The 22,584-nt window shown below is 43.1% G+C and carries 19 protein-coding genes; 14 read left to right on the forward strand and 5 right to left on the reverse strand.

Annotation, left to right across the window (positions count from 1 at the left end; all coding sequences use genetic code 11):
* Positions 1-50: 50 nt before the first annotated feature.
* Positions 51-995, reverse strand: coding sequence for a universal stress protein UspE (uspE, locus tag Phpb_RS19490; RefSeq protein WP_065391805.1), 945 nt, complete (start codon positions 993-995; stop codon positions 51-53).
* A gap of 149 nt (positions 996-1,144) precedes the next feature.
* Positions 1,145-1,900: a fumarate/nitrate reduction transcriptional regulator Fnr gene (gene fnr / locus Phpb_RS19495; RefSeq protein ID WP_065391806.1), complete on the reverse strand. Its 756-nt coding sequence runs from the start codon at positions 1,898-1,900 to the stop codon at positions 1,145-1,147.
* 959 nt (positions 1,901-2,859) lie between these two features.
* Between fnr and ectB the strand changes: the two genes are divergently transcribed.
* The 9 genes from ectB to Phpb_RS19540 are packed head-to-tail and all read left to right on the forward strand — an operon-like array spanning position 2,860 to position 15,297.
* Entirely contained in the window at positions 2,860-6,276 is a 3,417-nt protein-coding gene (gene ectB / locus Phpb_RS19500; RefSeq protein ID WP_065391807.1) for a diaminobutyrate--2-oxoglutarate transaminase, read from the forward strand.
* Positions 6,277-6,278: 2 nt separating this feature from the next.
* Positions 6,279-7,397, forward strand: coding sequence for a ThiF family adenylyltransferase (locus Phpb_RS19505; protein WP_065391808.1), 1,119 nt, complete (start codon positions 6,279-6,281; stop codon positions 7,395-7,397).
* A gap of 10 nt (positions 7,398-7,407) precedes the next feature.
* A complete protein-coding gene (locus Phpb_RS19510; RefSeq protein WP_065391809.1) occupies positions 7,408-8,415 on the forward strand; it encodes a TauD/TfdA family dioxygenase in 1,008 nt (335 codons plus the stop codon).
* Positions 8,416-8,463: 48 nt separating this feature from the next.
* A complete protein-coding gene (locus tag Phpb_RS19515; protein ID WP_065391810.1) occupies positions 8,464-8,904 on the forward strand; it encodes a GNAT family N-acetyltransferase in 441 nt (146 codons plus the stop codon).
* 36 nt (positions 8,905-8,940) lie between these two features.
* Positions 8,941-10,041, forward strand: a complete 1,101-nt coding sequence (locus tag Phpb_RS19520) for a CapA family protein (protein ID WP_065391811.1) — start codon at positions 8,941-8,943, stop codon at positions 10,039-10,041.
* Between the two features lie 8 nt (positions 10,042-10,049).
* Positions 10,050-11,237, forward strand: coding sequence for an ATP-grasp domain-containing protein (locus tag Phpb_RS19525; RefSeq protein ID WP_065391812.1), 1,188 nt, complete (start codon positions 10,050-10,052; stop codon positions 11,235-11,237).
* Between the two features lie 40 nt (positions 11,238-11,277).
* Positions 11,278-12,543: a phosphoribosylamine--glycine ligase gene (gene purD / locus Phpb_RS19530; protein WP_065391813.1), complete on the forward strand. Its 1,266-nt coding sequence runs from the start codon at positions 11,278-11,280 to the stop codon at positions 12,541-12,543.
* Positions 12,544-12,556: 13 nt separating this feature from the next.
* The gene (locus tag Phpb_RS19535; RefSeq protein ID WP_065391814.1) at positions 12,557-13,951 is read left to right on the forward strand and encodes an MFS transporter; all 1,395 of its coding nucleotides are present in this window, start codon (positions 12,557-12,559) and stop codon (positions 13,949-13,951) included.
* Positions 13,948-15,297, forward strand: coding sequence for an amidase (locus Phpb_RS19540; protein ID WP_065391815.1), 1,350 nt, complete (start codon positions 13,948-13,950; stop codon positions 15,295-15,297). The genes Phpb_RS19535 and Phpb_RS19540 overlap by 4 nt, the downstream gene beginning before the upstream one ends.
* 395 nt (positions 15,298-15,692) lie before the next feature.
* Here Phpb_RS19540 and Phpb_RS19545 read toward each other — a convergent pair whose 3' ends face one another.
* The 3 genes from Phpb_RS19545 to hcaR all read right to left on the reverse strand — a co-directional run bounded on the left by Phpb_RS19545 (position 15,693) and on the right by hcaR (position 18,445).
* Entirely contained in the window at positions 15,693-16,475 is a 783-nt protein-coding gene (locus Phpb_RS19545) for a fumarylacetoacetate hydrolase family protein (protein WP_065391816.1), read from the reverse strand.
* A gap of 69 nt (positions 16,476-16,544) precedes the next feature.
* A complete protein-coding gene (locus Phpb_RS19550) occupies positions 16,545-17,447 on the reverse strand; it encodes an alpha/beta fold hydrolase (protein ID WP_240492622.1) in 903 nt (300 codons plus the stop codon).
* A gap of 119 nt (positions 17,448-17,566) precedes the next feature.
* Positions 17,567-18,445, reverse strand: a complete 879-nt coding sequence (gene hcaR, locus Phpb_RS19555) for a DNA-binding transcriptional regulator HcaR (protein ID WP_065391817.1) — start codon at positions 18,443-18,445, stop codon at positions 17,567-17,569.
* Between the two features lie 136 nt (positions 18,446-18,581).
* On the opposite strand from hcaR, the gene hcaE reads away from it, so the two are divergent.
* Genes hcaE through Phpb_RS19580 form a run of 5 tightly spaced genes read left to right on the forward strand, consistent with a single transcriptional unit; the run spans position 18,582 to position 22,583 of the window.
* Positions 18,582-19,943, forward strand: a complete 1,362-nt coding sequence (hcaE, locus tag Phpb_RS19560; RefSeq protein WP_065391818.1) for a 3-phenylpropionate/cinnamic acid dioxygenase subunit alpha — start codon at positions 18,582-18,584, stop codon at positions 19,941-19,943.
* The gene (hcaF, locus tag Phpb_RS19565; RefSeq protein ID WP_065391819.1) at positions 19,940-20,482 is read left to right on the forward strand and encodes a 3-phenylpropionate/cinnamic acid dioxygenase subunit beta; all 543 of its coding nucleotides are present in this window, start codon (positions 19,940-19,942) and stop codon (positions 20,480-20,482) included. Before hcaE ends, hcaF begins: the two co-directional genes overlap by 4 nt.
* Positions 20,482-20,811 (forward strand): 3-phenylpropionate/cinnamic acid dioxygenase ferredoxin subunit, encoded by a 330-nt coding sequence (gene hcaC, locus Phpb_RS19570; protein WP_065391820.1) that lies wholly within the window; start codon positions 20,482-20,484, stop codon positions 20,809-20,811. The genes hcaF and hcaC overlap by 1 nt, the downstream gene beginning before the upstream one ends.
* Positions 20,798-21,640: a 3-phenylpropionate-dihydrodiol/cinnamic acid-dihydrodiol dehydrogenase gene (gene hcaB / locus Phpb_RS19575; RefSeq protein WP_065391821.1), complete on the forward strand. Its 843-nt coding sequence runs from the start codon at positions 20,798-20,800 to the stop codon at positions 21,638-21,640. Before hcaC ends, hcaB begins: the two co-directional genes overlap by 14 nt.
* Positions 21,630-22,583 carry a 3-carboxyethylcatechol 2,3-dioxygenase gene (locus Phpb_RS19580; protein WP_065391822.1) on the forward strand — a complete coding sequence of 318 codons (954 nt, stop codon included), beginning with the start codon at positions 21,630-21,632 and terminating at the stop codon, positions 22,581-22,583. The genes hcaB and Phpb_RS19580 overlap by 11 nt, the downstream gene beginning before the upstream one ends.
* The last annotated feature ends 1 nt before the right edge of the window (position 22,584 follow it).

Raw genomic sequence — 22,584 nt, forward strand, 5'->3', positions numbered from 1 at the left:
AATCTGTTTCGGGTTTTATCGCCAAATGGATAATTATCATGCTATTACTATCACTCTTTAGCGGCTTTAACAGGGCATTCAAAACCATCAGGTTTTATCGCCAAAAGGTCACATTTAAGCTGGTCGATCACATGCTCTGCGGTATTTCCCAGAAAAGCAGCGGACAGCCCAGTTCTGCCAAGGATACCAAAAACAATAATACCCGCATTCATCTCATCACACATTTTGGGAATAACACTCTCCGGTAATCCTTCATGGATATGAGTATATTTTTCATCAATGCAGAATTTTTGGCGCAGTTCTTTCATGGCAATAAGATGCTGGCCGCGTAGAGCATGGTTATAAACACTTGGGTCGAAATCTGGCAGCTCAATAGCGATATTCAGTGGTGCGACAGGATAAGCGCTGACTAAATGAATTTCTGGGTTTTTCATGACTTGATTTGCCAGTTCCTGAGTTTCCTTAACTAGTTTCAGGTTCAGCTCATGATGATATGACTCTTCATTAGACAAATTGACCGCGACGACAACGGAGCCTTGGTCAGGCCATATCTGATCTTTGACCATCCATACTGGACATGGGCATTTGCGAAGTAATTGCCAGTCAAGCGGGGTAAAAATCAAGGAGCCTAACTTGTCATGTTTATGGGTCATTTTCAGAAGTAAATCGTGATTACCTGTAATGACCTCTTGGATAATCGCTTCATAGGGTCGATTATGCCATACCACTTTTATTTCAATATCAATACCGGCTTCCAGATAGTAGTACGCTTGTTGCTTAAGCCAGGCCGTGCGTTGGCTGGTAACACCTTTACGCATAGCACTGCCTTCTTCTGGGGAGAGTAAGGTGGTCATTTCATAAGAAAGATCATAAATGGGCAAGAAAGCTTTAATTCGACCGCCGTTACGTTGCACTATATAAACAGCGCGTCTTAATGCCGGTTGATCGTCCTGACTTGGGTCAATTACAACTAAAAGGTTTTGATAGTTTGCCATAATAGTATCCTCACAGAGGCTAGACAAAACATGCTTCAATATTCACGCTTCAATACTCACGTTTCAATACTAAAGATAAACCAATATGAGCAAACCGAACAGGTCAGAGGAGAACCAGATCAACAAAATAAGATGATCTGGTTTTAAGATCAGGTAATTGAAACAGATTTTTTTCCGACTAACTCAGACAACTTATCCATGTCTTCAATCGTGATGTATTTACCTTTTACACCCAAAATATTGTTTTTCTGGAAACGCCCAAGCAGACGACTAATAGTTTCAACAGTTAAACCCAGATAGTTGCCAATATCACTGCGGGTCATGGTTAAACGGAATTCTCTTGGTGAGAAACCACGTTGAGCAAAACGACGAGAGAGATTATAAATGAATGCAGCTAACCGTTCTTCGGCGTTTTTCTTAGATAGCAGCAATATCATTTCTTGGTCGCCCTTAATTTCCCCACTCATTAGACGCATCATCTGCTGGCGAAGATTAGGCATTTTTCCGGACAGGTCATCCAATGTTTCAAATGGAATTTCACAGACCATTGATGTTTCCAGAGCCTGAGCAAAACTTGGGTGCTTAGTGTTAAGGATAGCGTCAAAACCGACTAAATCCCCTGCGAGGTGGAAACCTGTAATTTGCTCATCACCTTCTTCAGTGATCGTGTAGCTTTTAATTGTGCCAGAACGGATAGCATAAAGAGATTTCAAATCATCGCCTGCTTTAAATAGCGTTTGCCCTTTCTGGATAGGTTTCTTACGCTCAATGATATTATCAAGCTGGTCAAGCTCGTGCTCATTCAGGGTAAAAGGAATGCATAGCTGGTTAATGCTGCAATCCTGGCAGTGGATCGCACAACCACCAGACTGGATTCGACGAATAACACGTTTTTCCTGGATCATATGGCATGCTCATTTGAAATATTCATATCCTTCAACTTTAGCATTTCTTGATGATTCTGGTAAGAGCTATAATGGCTTTCTGCAATTTATTTAGGAAAATGTATTACTTGTTTATTCTATCCATAAGAAATTATTGCGTAGTATGGAGTTGATGTTCACTTATTGTCATCGCAAGCCTAAGGGGTTGTGATTTCTTTATTAATATTTATGATATTATCGATAATATTACTGATAAATGACAGAACATTAAAAGCTCCTTTTCCTGCTCAACCAGCACATCTACAGCAACTTGGTTATTATGTTTTGTGAAATATCAATTGCAGTGTGAATGATGTTGCTGACTAAGTAGATTTGCCAGTCCTTCGATGGCGACTAATATCGACAATAGACAGTAATCCGTCTTTAGTTAGCTAGTGGCAAATTTCTCTATGTCATCTTTGATTAATTGCAATAATTAGTTAAGGATATAATTGATTTGTTCACCAGAGTGGACCACATAGCATCAATTGAAATAATGAGATCAGAGAGTACGTATTTTAATTCTGGCTCATTGAAGCCGAATATATGTTTGCGACTTCGTTGCTGGAAAATTTATTCATCTACTTGAATCGAGTTGGTGTCCATATATCTATTTAGATACATCATGTAATACTAGTTGTAATTATTTCAATAGGAAATTATTACAATGAAAAACTAGGTGCTATTGGTACTTATCATACTCCCATAAAAAATTAATTTTATTTTTCAAATAGTTGGATATTAATTACTTTACGTGATTAATAATTTATTGAAATGCTTGTTAAGATAATTTATGGTTTCATCAATGAAATGTTTATTTTCGCTGGCATTGATTGTTAATAGGTTATAAGCATCGCAGTACTTATTCTGCTGCTACTAGTAATGAATTGTTTGTTATAGAGATCAGAGATGTGTTTTATTTCAGAAACAGGAGAGGCAAGGTGAGTGAACAAAATCAAACTGTAACTTTACCCGATAAAAATATAGGATTACTGACCGAAGAAGGACTCTGGGATAACTGGCTGGATATAGATGCGGTGAAAAAACTGGTTAACCACCCGTTACTCATCGCAATGAGTGAAGAACGAATCACTCTGTCCGGAATGCGTTATTTCTTGATTCAACATCATCATTATTCACGTAACTTTACTCGCTTTTTGTGTGCTCTGATCAGCCATATTGATAACTTCAATGATATTCGTCATCTGATGGAAAATTTACGTGAAGAGATGGGGGTAAATGGAGAGGGAAAAGTCACTCACGCTGAGTTGTTTCAGCGTTCATTGATGGAAACAGGTGCACAGATCAGCTCGGTTCCTGAACTTGAAGAAACCTCTCATCTTGCTTCGTGTGTCCTGAATTATTGCCGCTCAGGAGAAATTGCTGATGGTTTAGCTGCACTTTGCTTGGGGGCCGAAGCAATTGTTCCAATGATCTACAAGCCCGTATTGCATGCCCTCACGCACTTAGGTGTTGCTGAACGGGGATTAGAATTTTTCAAATTACATATTGAAGAGGACGAAGAGCATGCCATTACCATGATGCATATTCTTCACAATATTACAGAAAATAACGAACAGTTATTGAAGCGAGTAAGGGCGGTTGGTAAAAATACGATATTGCTGCGTTGTAGAATGTTTGATGCTGTGTATGAAAATATAAAAAACGAGATACTTTTCACTGAAGACGCATGCAGGACTTTCGAAAAGTACGAATCAAATGTGCGTAGCTACTGCCGTAATTATCCGGCCATATTCACTACGGCAAGCAATGCCCTGGTGACTGACAAGCAGGGTAAATCATGGATTGATTTTTTATCAGGGGCTGGATCGTTAAATTACGGCCACAATAACCCTCGCTTAAAATCTCATCTTATTGAATATATTGAAAAAGATGGCATAACGCACTCTCTGGATTTATATACCAATGCAAAACGGGCATTCATTGAAAGCTTTAATCAGCAGATACTGAAACCACGGGGTTTGCAGTATCGTTTTCAGTTTACCGGGCCGACAGGAACCAATGCAGTTGAAGCTGCAATGAAAATCGCACGCAAAGTTACAGGGCGCAGTGATATTGTTGCGTTTACCAATGCGTTTCACGGAATGTCTCTGGGCGCTCTTGCAGCCACAGCCAGAGAGAAAAAACGAAATGCCGCAGGTGTTTCTCTAAACAATATAGTACGCCTTCCTTTCGAAAATTTCCTTAGTCAGAATGACACGTCACTGGACGTTTTGGAGAAAATGCTAGTTTCTCCGGGCTCCGGTATTGACTTGCCCGCAGCAATTATTCTTGAAACTATTCAAGCAGAGGGGGGCGTCAATGTGGCGAGCGTAGAATGGTTACGGGGTGTAGCAGAAATCGCAGCTGCAAACAATATACTGCTTATTGTTGATGATATTCAGGCTGGTTGTGGTCGTACAGGAACTTTCTTCAGCTTCGAAGACGCTGGGATAAAACCGGATATCATCTGCCTTGCAAAGTCTGTTTCAGGATATGGGCTCCCTATGTCTCTTGTTTTAATGAAACCAGAACTGGATATATGGCAACCTGGAGAACATAACGGAACTTTCCGTGGTAATAACCTTGCATTTATTGGCGCCACATATGCTCTTGATTACTGGCATGATTTACATTTCTTGCGAAGTCTTAAAGATAAATCGAAAATCGTGCATAAATACCTGCTGGGTTTGCATCAACGATACCCCCAATTGATCAGAACAATCCGGGGAAAAGGAATGTTGTGGGGCTTAGAACTCTTTTCTTCGCAGGCAGCAGAAAATGTCAGAAACCAAGCCATTGAGTTAGGACTCATTATAGAAATATGTGGTCCACTGGGACAAGTCATCAAATTACTTCCCCCGTTGACTATCGAAATCAATGTCCTTGAGCATGGATTATTATTACTTGAAAAATCTCTAAAACAAGTTTCCGTTCAGTTAGGTATGGAGAATAAAATAAACACTTCATCATTAACACCTCATGACACTCTGTTTTATCAAGACGAAATCTTGATTGAAAAAAAACTACTTAGCCTTGACGAAAATGAAAAATCCTCTTTATTAGAAGCGCAGAAAAGCCTAAGCCAAAAACTCATTGATGGAGGACTAAATTTTGAGGGAAAAAACTATCCGGTTTCAATTCGTCCTCTTATTTTGTCTGATAACCTAGTTCGGCAACTTGCCAGCATCGGTGAACGTTTTACAGAAATATTTGAAAAATTTGCTCATGCATGGGTGGAAAATGTCTCGATACGTGAATATTTTCCGACTTATAAGAAAAGCGAACATTATTTATTTAATTTGCCAAATCATACTCCTTTGACCAGAATTTTCCGCCTGGATGGTCTTTTCAGTGAAGATGGAACTTATCAGATCTTGGAAACTAATACCGATTGCCCCGGGGGAGTGATCCAAAATGGGATTGCAGGTGCATTGTGGTCAGAGGTGTCAAACCCTTTACTGAACGGTATTGAAGCCAGTGCCGATTTTCAGCCCTTTGTCCAAAATCCGGATTTATTTCTTGAGACATTACTGGAAACTCATCGCGAACGTACCGGAGAGCCAGCCAGAAGAACAGCCATTGTCACTTATAAAGGTAAGTTCAAAAATGAGGTAACCTGGATGGTAAATGGTTTCAATCGTCTGGGGGTTCCTACCGAGGAAATTGATGCGTCTCTGTTACGTCGACATAACAACAAGGTAATAGATCCGCAGGGTCGTGTTATTGATGTGGCCTATAACAAACTCGATTTGCGCGACTTGATCGATGAACCGGAAGTTGAAGAATACCTTACTGCAACATCTCATGGAGAAGTCACTTTCATCAATCCTCTCATCTGCCAATGGCCGCTCGCAGATAAAGCTATAATGGCTGTCTTAAGTGATCCGCAAATGCTCTTTTTCCTGCCCGAAGAGGAAAAGGCTTTTTGTCTTAAACATATTCCTTGGACACGCATTCTCCGCGCATGCCAAACAACATCCCCTCAGGGAAAGCAAATCGATCTAGTTGACTGGGCAATTCAAGAACGAGGGACTCTTGTGCTTAAACCTTCTAACGCAACAAGAGGAGAAGGTCTGTTGGTCGGTCCTTTTACTGCTGCTCAGGAATGGGAAGCGACCTTACGTCTTGCAGCGCAAAGCGACGAAACATGGGTCATTCAACGATATATTCGCGGGCGCGTGCTTTCCGCAGTTCATCCTGATATTGGCGTTACAGATCCAATGTGGTCAGGTGTGGATATCTATGTATATGGTGGTCGGTTTGCAGGTTTTCAGGCACGTGCCAGTTTTGATCCGGTTATGAATGTAGGGCGCCGGGGAATTCTTTTGCCGGTAGTGAAAATTAAAGAGGTATAACTATGGCGAGTTCCATTTCACTTAACAATCCACGGCTTCAACCAACGGTTGTTGTTGTTCCGATTAGCAACAATGTCATTGCAATACATTCCGGTACCCGTCAGGGTGAAGCAAGCAAAATAATTCCAGATCCCGATGGTTGGAAAATAGTTGCGCTTAACCACATGCAAGGAAAATTGAACAGCAATGGTCTCCTTGAAGTACTGAAGCAAAACGGTCATGACGTTGAAGAGTCGGAGTTAATAAAATTGATCGAGGAACTTCAGTCTCACAACCTCGTTCAGGATGAGAAATATTTCGATTATCAGGCTCTCGGTGCCGATCAAAGAGAGCGTTATTCCCGAAATCTCAATGGATTTGCTGCGTTAAGTGACAATGGCATTTCACCCGCTGAGTATCAGCAGAAACTTTTCAAAGGGCATGTGCTACTGTTGGGCTGTGGTGGGCTTGGAAGCTGCACGGCAACGGCGCTGGCAATGACTGGCTGCGGTACCATCACTGTCGTTGATTTCGATGATATTGAACTTAGTAATCTCAATAGGCAGCTTTATACCGTTGATGACATAGGGATGCGGAAAGTCGAAGGGTTAAAATCTCGTCTTAATAAGATCAATCCGGACGTCACGGTAAATACAGTATTCAAACGTATAACCGGTTCAGATGTTGTTAAGGAATTAATTTCTCAATTCAAACCCGATATCGTCGTAGCTGCAATTGACCGACCGGTTATCGCGGCTGACCGCTGGATCAGTGACGCCTGTTTTGCCATGGGAATTCCGGGTGTTTTCAACAGCGTTTCTGCTGGAATGGGTATGTTCTGGACAAAATTCCCTGACCAGAGCGGTTGTTTCCGCTGCGACGAAAAGTGGTCACGGACTCAGGATCTTGACCATTACTCCATGCGCACTTGGCGAGAAGAACATGATTTAATCCCTGCGACTTCGGCTTTCAGTTATTCGGCAATGATTGTCGGAGGGATGATGTCTGCGGATATCATCAGGCAGCTTGTTGGATGGCCAATGATTTCAGCAGGGAAACTGGTAACCATCTCATTCACAACTCTACAAACGAATGTTGCAGATAAACCGCAACATCCAGATTGTGAACTTTGTGCATATTGAGGACACCAACATGAACGAATCATATCAGATTATTGATGACGATCCGGCAGTATGGTGTTCAGCGCAGTTGAAAAGCAAGAAAGACGTGCTATTGCCTGTTTCAGATGAACAAATCGAAGCATTCAGGCATCACCTATCCGCGATGGAAGATAGACCCAGCGAAGCGTTCAATGCGTCAGATTTTCGCTTTGAGGAAATAACTATCTTACAGGAGAGCATTCATCAGCGTTTGACTGAAGGACGCGGGGTTGTGGTAGTGTCAGGTATTCCGCGAGAAATGTTTACTGACTCAACCCTGAGTCATCTATTCTGGGGAATTGGAACAGGTCTTGGACGTCCAGTCGTACAAAACTCACAGGGTCACAGGATAAGTCATGTAAGGAATGAGAAAAATAATCCGAATAATCGAGGCTATATGTCTAATCGGGAGCTTGGATTCCATTCGGATGCTTTTGAAATTGTTGGGCTTATGTGTTTGAGGGGGGCTGCTTCAGGGGGATTGACTCAAATCGTAAGTGGCCTAGCCATCTACAATCAAATGTTAAGGGAAAAACCAGAACTACTTGACGCCCTTTTTGAAGGATATCATTACGCTACAGCTGAACGCTCTTCGAGTAAACTTCCCTACACGTCATACAAAATTCCGATTTTCTCAAACATGTCAGGCAGGGTGAGCTCTATGTGTCTCGGTGCTTATATGCGAGTAGCAGCAAAACTTCAGGGACGAGCTCTCCCTGACGCACTTGATGCTGGACTCCACGCATTTTATGAAATATGTAGCCGCCCAGAGTTCAGACTCGAATTTATGCTTGAGCCTGGCGAAATCCTTTTTCTCAACAACTATACCACGCTGCATTCCCGCACGGAGTTTCAGGATGATGTATTCAACCAGCGCCATTTATTAAGGCTCTGGATCGAATTATCCGATGGCAGACCTGTGGTGCCCGCACTAACAGCTCGCGGTCGTGATTATGAGCAGTTATTTCTGGAAACGCGTTTGGCGAGTACAGCAACTTAATATAACCAACCGGGACGATGTATCGGCCCGGCCAATCAGGATCAATGTATGAATCGAGATATTCTGGACTCCGGGCACTCCATCAAAAGTTCCGATCAGGGTGATGTTGAAAGCCGGGGAAAAATTAGTCAGTTACTTGATATATGGAATGTGGAACAAACCAATATTTCTGACAACCAGCCGCTGGATTTCTATGTCCATGACCAGCAAGGTGAAGTCGTTGGTGGCTTGGTGGGTCGTACCTCTCTGGGTGTGTTTTTCGTTAGTTATTTCTTTCTTCCGAAAGAACTGCGTCGGCAGGGATTGGGAAGTACATTGCTGAAATGGGCCGAAAAAAAAGCAACTCTACGTGGATGTCATACGGCGGTGCTGTTTACCATGGCGATTCAGGCACCTGACTTTTATCTGAAGCATGGTTACAGCATTTTTGGTGAGGTGTCCTCTTTACCGGATGGAAATGCCCGTATTTTTATGCAGAAAAGGCTTTGAGCAACGACCAGCGTTAGTCAGAAGGATAGAAATTTTATGTCGAGTATTACTATTGCTTCATTTGGGGATGTGCTCATTAATCGTGAAGATCCCGCTTCTGCTTTCAGTCACATGACGTCTTTAGTTGAGAATGCCGATATCGTTATCGGTAACTATAAAGGTGTACTGACGGACAAACCTGAGCCAATTCCCGGACGGCGAGGGATGACGATATCATCAGTAAAAAACGCCAAAGGAGTGGCATTGTTCGATGTGCTTTCCCTTGCGAATAATCATGTCATGGATTCTGGATTGCAGGGTCTGACTGACACCTTGAAAGCATTACATTCTGTAGGAGTGCGAACCACCGGGGCCGGTCTGACATTTCAGCAAGCTTGGAAACCTGCTTTAATTGAATGTAGAGGGATCAGAGTGGCTGTTTTCGGCGTAACGGGCATTTACTATGCCGGAACTGAAGCCGGTAGTTTTCAGGGAGGCGTTGCAGCGTTACGTTCAAGAGATTATTACAGTCCTCCTTTTTCCGGCGCTGTGGTTCCCGGAGCGTTACCCGATATTATGACTGTCATCAATGAAGATGATTGGTCGCATTTTTCATGCTTAGTTAGCAATATCCGTAGCCAAGCTGATTTTATTATTGCAGCGATGCACTGGGGCGATCATACTCGTAAAGACATTATTACAAGATACGAAAAGGAAATATCAAAACGATTATCACAATGTGGTGTGAACCTAGTGATAGGTCATCATCATCATTCCTTGCGAGGTGTTGAATGGCGCAAAAACATGCTGACATGTTTTGGGCTGGGAAACCTCATTTTCGATCAACCTCGCTCATGCTCAATAAATGAATGGTCGAAAACCGGTTTTCAGTTGCCTGATCATGCACGATATACCGCAGCCATTCTGACAAGATGTTCACCGAACGAAATTTTATCTGCTCATCTGCTCCCACTTTATATTGAAGCGGATACCCCTGTCCCGGTTTCCCATGGAAGCGATGAATGGCATGCTTTTTTACGCATTATGAGACGTTGTGCTCGGCAGGATATGGCTGTCAATCATCTTATTGATAACGGTACTCGATGGGGCGATTTCACCGTACTGGATATTATCAAACCCATTTCTGACGTTATGTGAGGTAAAGCATGGCAATATTATGCCTCGGAAGAAGCATCAAGATTAACTTTGCAGAATGGTTGGAGGAATGCCGTGATGATCTGTGGCTTATCAGTTCTGCACCACAATTTCCTCTTCAGCACCGTTACCGGTACGTCCGGCAGATCGACAGCCTTGATGACGGTGCAGGTGTTTTATCTATCGCCACAGAATTAGGACGTTACACCTCATTCAGCCAGATTCTGCCTCATTCGGAATTTGACCTTATCCGAGCTGCACAACTTCGGGAATATTATGGCCTCCCAGGCCAGAACGTTGAAAGTGCCTTGGCGTATCGAGATAAGGTTTTAATGAAAGATTACCTTCAACGTGCAGGCATTGAAGTGGCTCCGTTTAGACGACTTGGCAGTTGGCTAGATGTTCTAACTTTCAGTGAAGAGCATAATTTCCCGGTTGTGATAAAACAGGTGGATGGATGCAGCTCTAAATACGTTAAGGTATGTAGGAGTTTCAGAGAAGTATCTGATTTTTTCCGCGACAAAACCGTTGATGGCTGGATGGTAGAAAAGTTTATTTCTGGAAGTATGTATCATGTTAACGGTGTAATTAATGAAGCAGGAGATTCATTTTTTGCCCCCTGCGCTTATATCAATAATGCTCTTGATTACCAGCATGCAGGTATATTTGGCAGCCGTACTATTGATCCTGCTACCCCCTTGGCAGAGCGACTGAACAGTATTACCTATCGAACTATATCAGCGTTGCCTGCTGCGCCTACTCTTGGGTTTCATGCCGAAATATTCCATACCGCCGACGACCGATTAATTTTATGCGAGATTGCGGCCCGTACTGTGGGTTCACTTACGGGAGAGTTAATAGAACACACCTGGGGGATAAATATACATAAAGCTTGGATACAGAGTTGTGCAGGTATCAATGACGTGCTGAAAGTCCGGACTGAACCAAGAGAATTCGCAGCATCAATTCGCGTTCCTATTCGTCCGGCATATCTGATTTCTTTGCCCGATTCAGTTCCTTATAACTGGATATCCACACTCTGCTTATCAGGGAGAGTCGGGCAAATTTATCAACAAGCAACAACTTATACCGATGACGTTGTTAGCGCCATTATTACCGGCAACAGTGATGTGCAACTTACTGAACGAATTGAACATTTTGCCGACTGGATTGATGATTTAGTCAGATGGCAAAACTGATGAAATTCCTTTTAACCCTGTGTTTTGAGAGAAGATTATAATGAAAATCCTTATAGCAGGTTCAGGTGCCGGCGCACAGGCGCTGGCATGGAAATTATTACAGGACCCAGCAGTAGAAAAAGTATGGTTAGCCCCAGGTAATCCGGCTACGTCATGCGCACCCGGAATGGAGAATATTCCAGTGTCTTCAGGAGATGTTGAGGGGCTGGCTAGGGCTGCTCTAGAACTAAAAGCAGACTTTACGCTTATCACACCGACCCAAACTCTGGCAGCCGGGGTAGCCGACTACTTTAAATCTCGTGGGTTACCTATCATTGCCCCGACTCGTGAAGCCTCCCAACTTGAATGGTCCAAAGGCTTTTCCAAAAAATTCATGAAAAAATATCAAATACCTACACCTTACAGCGCAATTTGTGAATCACAGGAACAGGCCCGGAAATTTGCCGACACATTACCTTTACCTGTGGTTATCAAAGCAGACGGTATGGTACATGGGGGAACGGGTGTAGTGATAGCCCAGGATCGCCAGCATGTCGAAAGCACGCTGAAAGAGTTTTTCACAAGAAATGTCGGACCAGTGCTGGTTGAAGAATTCATTGAAGGTGAAGAAGTCTCTTACACCATCCTCTTTGACGGAAAAAACTATCTACCACTGGCTGAAAGCCGAGATTATAAAAAGCTGCTTGATGGGGATAAAGGCCCTAACACTGGTGGTATGGGAGCATATTCCCCAGTGCTGTCCTCTGCACAGCATGAGGCTATCATTACCCAAATTGTAGAACCTTGTCTGGCAGCTCTTAATTCCGAAGGAATCGAATATACAGGATTCCTCTATTTTGGTGTCATGATTGACAAAAAAGGAATGCCGAGCCTTCTTGAAATCAACTGTCGGCTGGGCAATCCAGAGGTCTTCACAATCCTTGAACGACTTGAGAGTCCCCTTCATGAATTATTCATATTGACCCTACAAAAACAGCTGGACAAAGCAAATGTACGCTGGAGTAAGTTTGTTTCTGTTGCCTTACAAATATCGTCTGAAGGTTATCCTTTTACCGAGCGAAAAGGCGATGAACTCACCTTGCCGTTACTTTCAGAAGATACTCATATCTTTCATTCCTCTGTTGTATCTGATGATGGAAAACTAATAAGTAATGGAGGAAGAGTTATTGCATTAAGTTCAATAGCCCTGACGTTCAGTGAGGCTCGAGAAAAATTGTATGAAACGGCCAAACAAGTCCATTTTGATGCGATGCATTATCGTACAGATATTGCGCTGAATATCAATACTCCTAGTGAATGTGATTAATCAGGGAATGCTTATGGACAACATGAAGCGTAACAAGAGTAATGTACTGCTCGCAGCTAATATAAGTTACATACTCGTCATTCTGGATTCGTCCATAGTGAATGTAGCTTTACCGACTATTAAAGAGAGCCTTTCACTTGGTGTAACAACGTTACAATGGGTTGTAAATGCCTATCTGGTTTTATTTGCAAGTTTGTTACTATCAGGGGGAGCCCTTTGTGATCGTTATGGTTCAAAAGGTGTTTACATTACAGGGCTTGGATTATTCACTCTCGCCTCCGCTTTGTGTGGAATTAGCAGTGAAGCCGCTATTTTATTAACCGGTCGCGTACTTCAGGGTATTTCCGCCGCCATACTCGTACCAGGTTCGCTTGCTTTGATAACTCATACCTACACAGATAAAACAGAGCGAACCCGTGCTATTGCCAGCTGGGCAAGTTGGGGAGGTATCGCTTTGGTGGCGGGGCCTGTCATAGGGGGGTGGCTGACCGAATATCTGTCGTGGAGAGCGATTTTCTTGGTAAATGTGCCGCTCTGCTTAGTAGGTATCTTTCTGACACTTAGGGTGCAGTCTCCAGAGCATGAACATAAAAGTTTAACTATGGATATAAAAGGCCAGCTACTTCTTTTCCTGACAATATTTCTATTTATTGCTGGTGTCATCCGGCTGAATGACTCTACTCAAATCAATTTGAACTCAGTTATCTTGTTGTGCTTGTCTTTAATCATCATGACTGCATTCATAGTGGTAGAAAAAAGAAGTAAAGCTCCTATGCTTCCATTGGAACTGTTCAGGCGGCCAAATTTTAGCGCTATTTCATGGATTTTCTTTTCTGGAGCTTTTTCCTTTTTTGGTGCCATGTTTATTCTGACCTTTTGGTTTCAGGATATTCAACAACTGAGTGCAATACAAACGGGTATGGCCCTGTTACCGCTCTCAATCAGTGTCATATTGGGAAATAAGGTCTCTGGATGGTTTACACGCCGTTACCAAACGAGCCACATGATGATTGTTGGGGCCATGATAAGATTGGTTGGTTTCAGTGGGTTACTGGTTACACAGTTCAACAATGACTATATTTATCTTTTTGTTCCACTTGTGTTGATTGGTTTTGGTGGAGGGCTGGGATCACCAATGTCAACATCTTTATTTATGCAAAGTACTCCGAAACAGTACACTGGCGTTGCTTCAGGGGTTTCCCGTGCAACTGGTCAGATAGGTTCCGCTTTTGCCGTGGCAGTTTTTGGGCAAATGGTAAACAGTGAAAAACTCTTTATTTTAAACATGAAGTATGCGGTTATTACTATTATCATAGCCACTCTATCCATCTTGATTATCAATTTTCTTTTTGTAAAAAATGATATTGATGAATATCACAATTCCATAACACTAAAGGCAAATAAATGATGGATGAAATTATCAGTCTTTCAATTAATGAATTAGGAGAAAGAATACGGAACGGCGTGATATCACCTGTTGAGATTTTAGATGAGTACATGAAGCGTATTTTATGTTACGACCATAAGTTGAACGCCTTTTCAGAAGTCTATGAAGCTGATGCGCGGGCTACCGCAAAACGTGCTGAACAGGAAATACGATCAGGAAATTGGCGTGGTCCTCTCCATGGCATTCCTTTTGCTGTTAAGGATTTTTTTGATCTGAAAGGTAAGGTCACTGGAGGAGGCACGAACTGTTTTAGTCAAAAAGCATATGTTACGGCACCAGTGGTAGCCACCCTCTTGAAACAGGGAATGGTTCTGACAGGAAAACACAGAGCAGTAGAGCTCGGTATGGGAGCTGCGGGCATCATGGAGAATAGCCCGACGCCACTCAACCCTTGGGGACAATCACAGAAAGTTGCCCCAGGTGGCTCAAGTAACGGCTCCGCTGTAGCAGTGGCAGCTGGTCTGACACCGATTGCTCTTGTAACTGACACGGGTGGATCTGCGCGTATACCCGCCGCTTGGTGTGGCGTAAGTGGGTTTCGGCCATCGATGGGCAATTTGTCATCATCAGGTATGCTTCCATTAAGCCAGACGATGGATACTGTAGGGATTATTGCCAGACATGCATCTGATATATTTATTGTCTATAATCAGCTGAACCCAAATTTAGTGTATCACTCATGCATTAATAATCTGAATATTGGCATATTACCGTCAGAAGAAGAGTATATTTTAGATAAGGAAACAGGTTTGCATTATGTGTCATTGCTGAAAGTTTTTTCTCAAATGGGTATGGTAATTCAAAAGAAACCTTTCCCATATCCTTTATCACAGTGCATGAAAGCTAATTCTATCATTACTGCGTTTGAGGCTTGGCAGAATTATGGATATTTGTGTAATTCACAGAACTCCCTCAGCGATGCAATTAAAGTAAGATTAGAACGTGGCAAAGAGATAAAGGAGAAAGACTATTCGGAAGCATTGATATTCTGTAGTCATGTACGGAAGATATTTTCAAATTGGTTTCAAAATGTGGATGCGTTAGTAATTCCTACAACCCCAGAACCTTCTTGGCCTATAGCTGAAAAAGATGAACATCAACCTCCTAATGACTTCACCCGTTTCGTAAACTTTGCTGACTTATGCGCGGTCTCCATCCCAACAGGATTAAACAGTCAGGGGTTACCATTTTCATTACAGATCGTATGTAACCGAAAAAAAGAAAAAAACGCCCTTGCTCTTGCGGAATTTATTGAGTGCTGTATCGGTTTTAGCAACACAGCACTCAAAATACTACTCAAGACATGATGAATGCTGTCGCCTATCTTTCGTAAAGAAAAAGTTTGTTTCATAACAAGATCCCTCCTTAGGTTAAATGAGTAGTTCAGCGCAGCATTTAAATTCGACAGGTGAGGCATCAGCCGGGATATACAAGTCTGGCAGAACGTATTGAATTCATCCTTGTTATGTTAATTGGTAGTGGCGTTGCAATCAGCCATACAAAACCATACCTTCGGGAGGCGTGTATTACCACGAAGCTTATGAAATTATTGTTTTTAATTTGATAAAAATAATATTAACGAAAGGAATACATTCTATTAGGCTTGAAATGATAATAAGCCATTTACGCCCCTGCCACTGAGTTGCTAGTGACTTTGATGGGGGCTTTTTATGACTCCTATTAAGAAACTAAGGCTAATTTTTCAGGCGAAACTGACCTTGGCAGATCCCACGCCCAGTAAGTTAATTTTCAACTGATCACCAGGATTAACTGGCACCATTGTGGTGAGGGAGCCAGAGAGAATGATTTCTCCATGAAGCAATGCCATATTCAGTGTTCCTAACATATTTGCTAGCCAGGCAACTGCATTAGCGGGATGTTCTAGTGCAGCGGCGCCAATGCCGGTGTCAACCAATTTACCGTTTTTCTCCAGCGTTATTGTAACGGCGGCTAGATCAATTTCTGATGGCAGACGGGCGCCATTGCCAATGACAAATAACCCTGATGAAGCATTATCGGCAATGGTATCTGTGATTTTTATTTTCCAGTCACGGATACGGGAATCGACAATTTCGATACAGGGCACGACATAATCTGTTGCTCTAAGTACATCTTCGGCCGTAATACCGGGTCCACTCAGATTGTGTTTCAGGATAAAGCCAATTTCACCTTCAGCTTTCGGTGCGATTAATTGCTCAATGGGTACAGTGGCGTTGTTTTTGTAATGCATATCTGAGGTGAGAATGCCAAAATCGGGTTGATCGACGCCCAATATATCCATAACCGCCTGGCTGGTAATACCGATTTTTTTGCCGACAATTTGTGCTCCGGTTGCTTCCAACCGGCGAACAATAACTTTTTGCTGGATGAGATAGGCGTCGTGTAATGTGAGTTCTGGATATTCATCAGAGATAGGATCGATAGCTTGGCGACTTTGCCACGATTGAAATAATTTTTCCCCAAGATGGTTTATGATGTTATTCATCTGTTGTTGCTCCTAATCAAACCAAAGAAGTGACATTCCAACTGGAATATCACTCGTCTGAAAGAGACATTATTTGTTGCCGTTGAGTAAAAAATCGATATGGAGCCGGTTGAATGTATCCGGGTCTTCATATTGAGGCCAGTGACCGCATTTTTCCATCACGACAAAACGGCTATTTTTAATAAGCCCGGCAAGGCGCTGACCTACTGAAACCGCAGCAGTCGGATCGTGTGTGGTCCATAGCACTAGGGTTTCAGCCTGGATCTTTGCCAGCTCATCTTCGGTCAAGAGGTTACGTAAGCGGGTATCCATATCTTGCAGACACATAATGTTTTCCATTGCGGACAACATACCCGGTTGACGATAAATGGCGAAACGGGCTTCAACCAGGTCTTCTGTCACCATCGCAGGGTCTTCCATCAGGAATTCAAGACGCTTGCGGGTAGCTTCCCGGTCCGGGTTTTTCACTGCATTCAAGCTCAGTGTGCGTAGGCGTTCCATCACATTTGGATCAGCAATCATGCCGCCGGCGGTGTTCAACACCAGACGGTGAATATATTGCGGATATTTTGCGGCAAACCGGGCTGCGACCCATCCACCTAATGACTCGCCAGAAAGGTGAATTTTTTTCAGATTTAATGTCTCAATAAGATCCCGCAGGTGTTCCACATAATCGATAATCTCATAGGAACGGACAGGTTTATCTGTGAAGCCATGCCCTAGCATATCGATCGCCAGTACACGAAAATGGGCGGCATGGGGCAATATGTTGCGCATATAAGCTTCTAAATGACCTGCAATACCATGTAAGAAAATGAGAATAGGTCCATTACCTGCTTCAAGAACACGGGTTTTTATCCCTTTTACATCAAGATGATGCAGGTGGATTTCACCACTGGCAATGGCCGACCAAAGCGAACGTAATTCAGGTTGTGTAGGTTTATGTTGAGGATTCGCTGATATTGACATCATGATATCTCCCTTATTTATTTTAAGATAATACGTTATTAATATAACGACCGCGGGTAATATTCACTAATACTTAATATGTCTAGTCTGAAAGGTAAAAACAATGATGCTTATTTCTATTCTTACAGGTATTTATTTTCAACAACATCTATTAAGTGCGATAATAATTCCGAGGTGTTGTCTTTTCGCCATGCCATTATTAACTCTATTGTAGGGGAATATCCTGATAATGGCCGACAAATAACCGCGTCTGTCATGATGCTGGTAATATAGAACGGCACTATTGCACATCCCAAATTCAGACTAACCATGTTTAAGATTAATAGCATGTTATTAGCTGTTTGAATAATATTAGGAGCGACATTATGTTCAGTAAAATAATTTTCTATAATCTGTTGTAATACGCCAGATTGTGTTGGATCGGGAGTAATAAAATTTTCTCCGTGTAGATCGTTGACTGAAATTTTCTCACAATATCTTAGCCTGTGATTGGCAGGCATCAGAACTACCAATGGTTCATTAAGAATGACTTTAAAATCAATATAATCGCTCTTTATTGGCGAACGCATGAAAGCGACATCAATGTCACCTTGTAATAATTTCTCTTCTTGTCCTGGATTAAATAAACTAATAAGTTCTACTTTTGCTCCAGGATGAGCCAGGCGAAATATTGGAATGACTTCAGGTAATACTTTAACTTCTGCTGATGGGACAAATCCAATAGTTAGCACAATTTGTTCCTGTGCCGCTCTGCGGGCCATTTTCTTCGCTTTTTCAGCATTATCAAGAATAAGCCTGGCTTGTTGGAAAAAAACTTCTCCCGCTTTGGTTAGAGAGACTCTACGTTTATTTCTCTCTAATAGTGTGGAACCAATATAATCTTCTAAATCTTTTATTTGTTGACTTAATGAAGGTTGTGCGGTATGTAACTTTTTTGCGGCTTTAGTAAAGTTTAATTCTTCTGCCACCGCAATAAAATAGCGTAAGTGTCTTAATTCCATTGCCGTTTCCTCACATATCGAAAAAAAGTCTCAATTTAAACAAACAATGTATTTCACAAAATATTAATCTATTAATAGCATTCATTTTGCATGTTGGCAAAAAGTCAACCATTCTTTTACTTGAGGATTAAATAATATGACATTGAGCAAAAATTCAGATATTTACCGCCTGATTGATGCCCGAGCCGGTCGTGTAACTCCTCAGATTTATATCGATCCCGAGCTCTATCAGTTAGAACTCGAAAGAATATTCGGCCGTTGTTGGTTGTTTCTCGCTCATCAAAGTCAAATCCCCAATCCTGGGGATTTTTTTAATACTTATATGGGAGAAGACAGTGTTGTTGTTGTCCGCCAGAAAGATGGTTCTGTTAAAGCTTTCCTAAATCAATGCCGCCATCGTTCTATGCGGGTTTGTTATGCGGATAGCGGTAATACCCGTGCGTTTACTTGCCCTTATCACGGTTGGTCATATGGTGTGGATGGGCGATTAGTTGACGTTCCGTTGGAAGCGTGCGCCTATCCACATGGGCTTTGCAAAGAGCAATGGGGACTTCAGGAAGTGCCATGTGTGGAAAATTATAAGGGATTGATTTTTGGCAACTGGGATACGACGGCGCCCTCCCTGATGGATTATCTCGGTGATATGGCGTGGTATCTTGATGGTGTGCTTGATCGCCGTGAAGGAGGAACTGAGGTTATTGGCGGTGTGCAAAAGTGGGTGATCAATTGTAACTGGAAATTACCCGCTGAACAGTTTGCCGGTGATCAATACCATGCTCTATTCAGTCATGCCTCCGCTGTACAGGTTTTAAGTGTAAAAGATGGCGATAGTAACAAAGCATTAGGCGCTGATCAGACTTCACGGCCAGTTTGGGAAACAGCAAAAGACGCGGTGCAATTTGCTCAGAATGGTCACGGTTGTGGATTTTTCTTGACCGAAAAACCCGATGCCAATGTTTGGGTTGATGGCGCCGTTGCCCGTTACTACCGTGAAACTTATGAGGAGGCAGAGCAGCGACTGGGAAAAGTCAGAGCACTGCGTCTTGCCGGTCACAACAATATTTTCCCGACACTTTCCTGGCTTAACGGTACCGCAACTATGCGGGTGTGGCATCCACGTGGACCTGATCAGGTGGAAGTTTGGGCGTTCTGCATCGCAGATAAAGCGGCTTCTCCAGAAGTAAAAGCCGCTTTTGAGAACAGTACTGTCCGTGCATTTGGTCCGGCAGGTTTTCTCGAACAGGATGATTCAGAAAATTGGGTAGAAATCCAGAAGGTACTTAGAGGTTACAAAGCCCGTAACAGCGCATTGTGTATGGAAATGAGATTAGGACAAGAAAGAGTGCGGGATGATGGAATTCCGGGTGTGACTAATTATGTTTTTTCTGAAACCGTTGCCCGTGGCATGTATCAGCGTTGGGCTGACTTACTCACCAGTGAAACCTGGGATGAAGTAGAGGAAAAAAACCGGGTTTATCAGCAGGAGTTGGTCAAATGAAAGAGTTAATTGTCAATCAGGAAAAAAGGGTATCGCCGGAACTGCATTATGAAATAAGCCAGTTCTTGTATTACGAAATTGCATTACTGGATGAGTGGAAATTTCGTGATTGGCTTGAGCTGTTATCAGAAGATCTCAGCTATACCATGCGCACCATTGTTAATGCTCAAACCCGCGATCGCCGTAAGAGTATCCAGCCGCCAACCACTTGGTTGTTCAATGATAATAAATTTCAGCTTGAACGCCGGATAGCCCGGTTGGAAACCGGTATGGCATGGGCAGAGGAACCCCCATCTCGTACACGTCATTTACTGACAAATTTAGTGATTACTGAAACGGACTCGCCTGACCAATTTCATGTTCAGTCCAATTATTTGCTGTACCGTTCACAAAAAGAGCGAGATGAAGCTTTTTATGTTGGTAAACGGCTGGATTGTGTTCGCCGTAATCCAAAAACGGATAGCTGGCTGGTTTGCAAACGTGAAATTACCTTGGATCAGGCAGTCTTAACTTTCCATAACTTGAGTGTCTTATTCTGATGAATCAATTATTCGTATGTACTGTTGGAGAATTGCCTGATGGAGAGGCGCGTAAGGTTGAATACACACCGGATATTGCGCTGTTTCACTGTGATGGCGAATTCTTTGCTGTTGATGACCGGTGCAGTCATGGTAATGCCTCGATATCCGAAGGGTATTTGGAAGACAATGCGACAGTTGAGTGTCCACTGCATACGGCCAGTTTTTGTCTCAGAACCGGGAAGGCGCTTTGCCTTCCTGCCACAGATCCATTGAGAACGTATCCGGTTGTTGTCAAAGACGGAAACATTTATATCACTGTATCGGAGGAGCAATATGAGTTGGATTAAAGATCAAGTCATTTTATTAACAGGCGGTGGCTCCGGTTTAGGTTTGGCTTTAGTAGAGCGTTTTATTGCGGAGGGAGCTAAAGTGGGGGTTTTGGAGCTATCGGCGGAAAAAGCGACAGCTCTGGCACACTGTTTTGGTAACGATATCTGTGTTATTCACGGTGATGTCGCCTCTTTTGAGGACAATGAACGAGCAGTGGCTGAAACTGTTCGGCGCTTTGGCAAATTAGACTGCTTTGTTGGTAATGCCGGGATATGGGATCACAAAATCAGCTTGCTTGACGCCTCGCCAGAGCAGATTGATAAAGGATTTGATGAGCTGATGGGTGTGAACCTGAAAGGGTATATTTTAGGAGCTAAAGCCGCGTTACCGGCGTTAACCGCATCAGAAGGCAGCATGATTTTTACATTGTCAAACTCGTCATGGTTTTCTGGTGGCGGAGGGGTGTTGTATACCGCCAGCAAGCACGGCGCGGTCGGCATGATCCGCCAGTTAGCTTATGAATTAGCGCCAGTTATCAGGGTTAATGGTGTTGCGCCTTGTGGTATGCCAAGCGATCTTCGCGGGGCCGCTTCACTATCTCAGCAAGATAGACGTATTACAGATAACCTGTCATTAGAAAGTCTCGGTGCGATTTTGCCTTTGCAATTCATACCTCAGCCAGAAGATTTCACCGGTCCGTATGTCATGTTGGCTTCCCGCGCCAATAACCGTACTTTAACGGGGGTGATGATAACGGCTGATGCCGGGTTAAGTATCCGTGGCATTCGCCAAGCTACAGCGGGAGTGATGTCTCCGAACAAAAAGGAGAGTTCAAATGACCGTTAAATTGATTTGTACTTCACACACGCCTTTGATGGACTTTGGTTCCCCGCCGAAAACGACAGAAAAGCATGTTCGGCAGGTTTTTCAGCAACTGGCTGAACAGGTAAAAGCCTACGACCCACAATTGATAGTCATTTTCGCTCCTGACCATTTTAATGGTTTTTTTTATGATCTCATGCCGGCATTTTGCGTTGGAGTCAGGGCGAATGCAGTGGGGGATTGGGATATTGGTAAAGGTCCACTCAATGTTCCTGAAAACACCGCGCAGGATCTAATTTCCGCCTTATATAACGCTGATATTGATGTTGCCCAGTCTTGGCGTATGCAGGCTGATCACGGCTTTACTCAGCCATTGATGCTGCTTTGTCAAGATTTACAGCGCTATCCAACTATCCCAATATTTATTAACTGTGCAGCTAAACCATTGCCGACATGTCGCCGCGCTGTTGCGTTAGGTCGTGCGGTTGGTCAATTCTTATTCACCACAGATCAGCGGGTATTGTTGTTAGGTTCTGGCGGTTTATCACATGATCCTCCGATACCCCAAATGGGACAGGTGCCGCCGGAAGTTGAGGAAGGACTGATTGCTGGAAGAAATCCGACAAAAGAAGTGCGCCAGAAACGGCAAAACCGAGTCATTGAGGTTGGAAAATCGTTGGCTCGTGGCGAAAATATCGTTACCCCGTTGAATCCGCAGTGGGATGACGAGTTATTGCGTATTTTTTGTAGTGGCGATATTCAGCGCCTTGCTTCATTAACTGAGGAAGGAATTGCCATTCAGGGCGGTAAGGGTGGACAGGAAATTCGTTGTTGGATTGCGGCTTTTACAGCGCTTTCTGTTTATGGCGAATATAAAGCACAGCGGCATTATTACCAACCTATTAAGGAGTGGCTGGCAGGGATGGCAATGGTCAGTGCTCAACCTGTAACTCAGATAGGAGCGTAAT

It is taken from the genome of Photorhabdus namnaonensis (assembly GCF_001684335.1).
GTDB classification, from domain to species: Bacteria; Pseudomonadota; Gammaproteobacteria; order Enterobacterales; family Enterobacteriaceae; genus Photorhabdus; species Photorhabdus namnaonensis.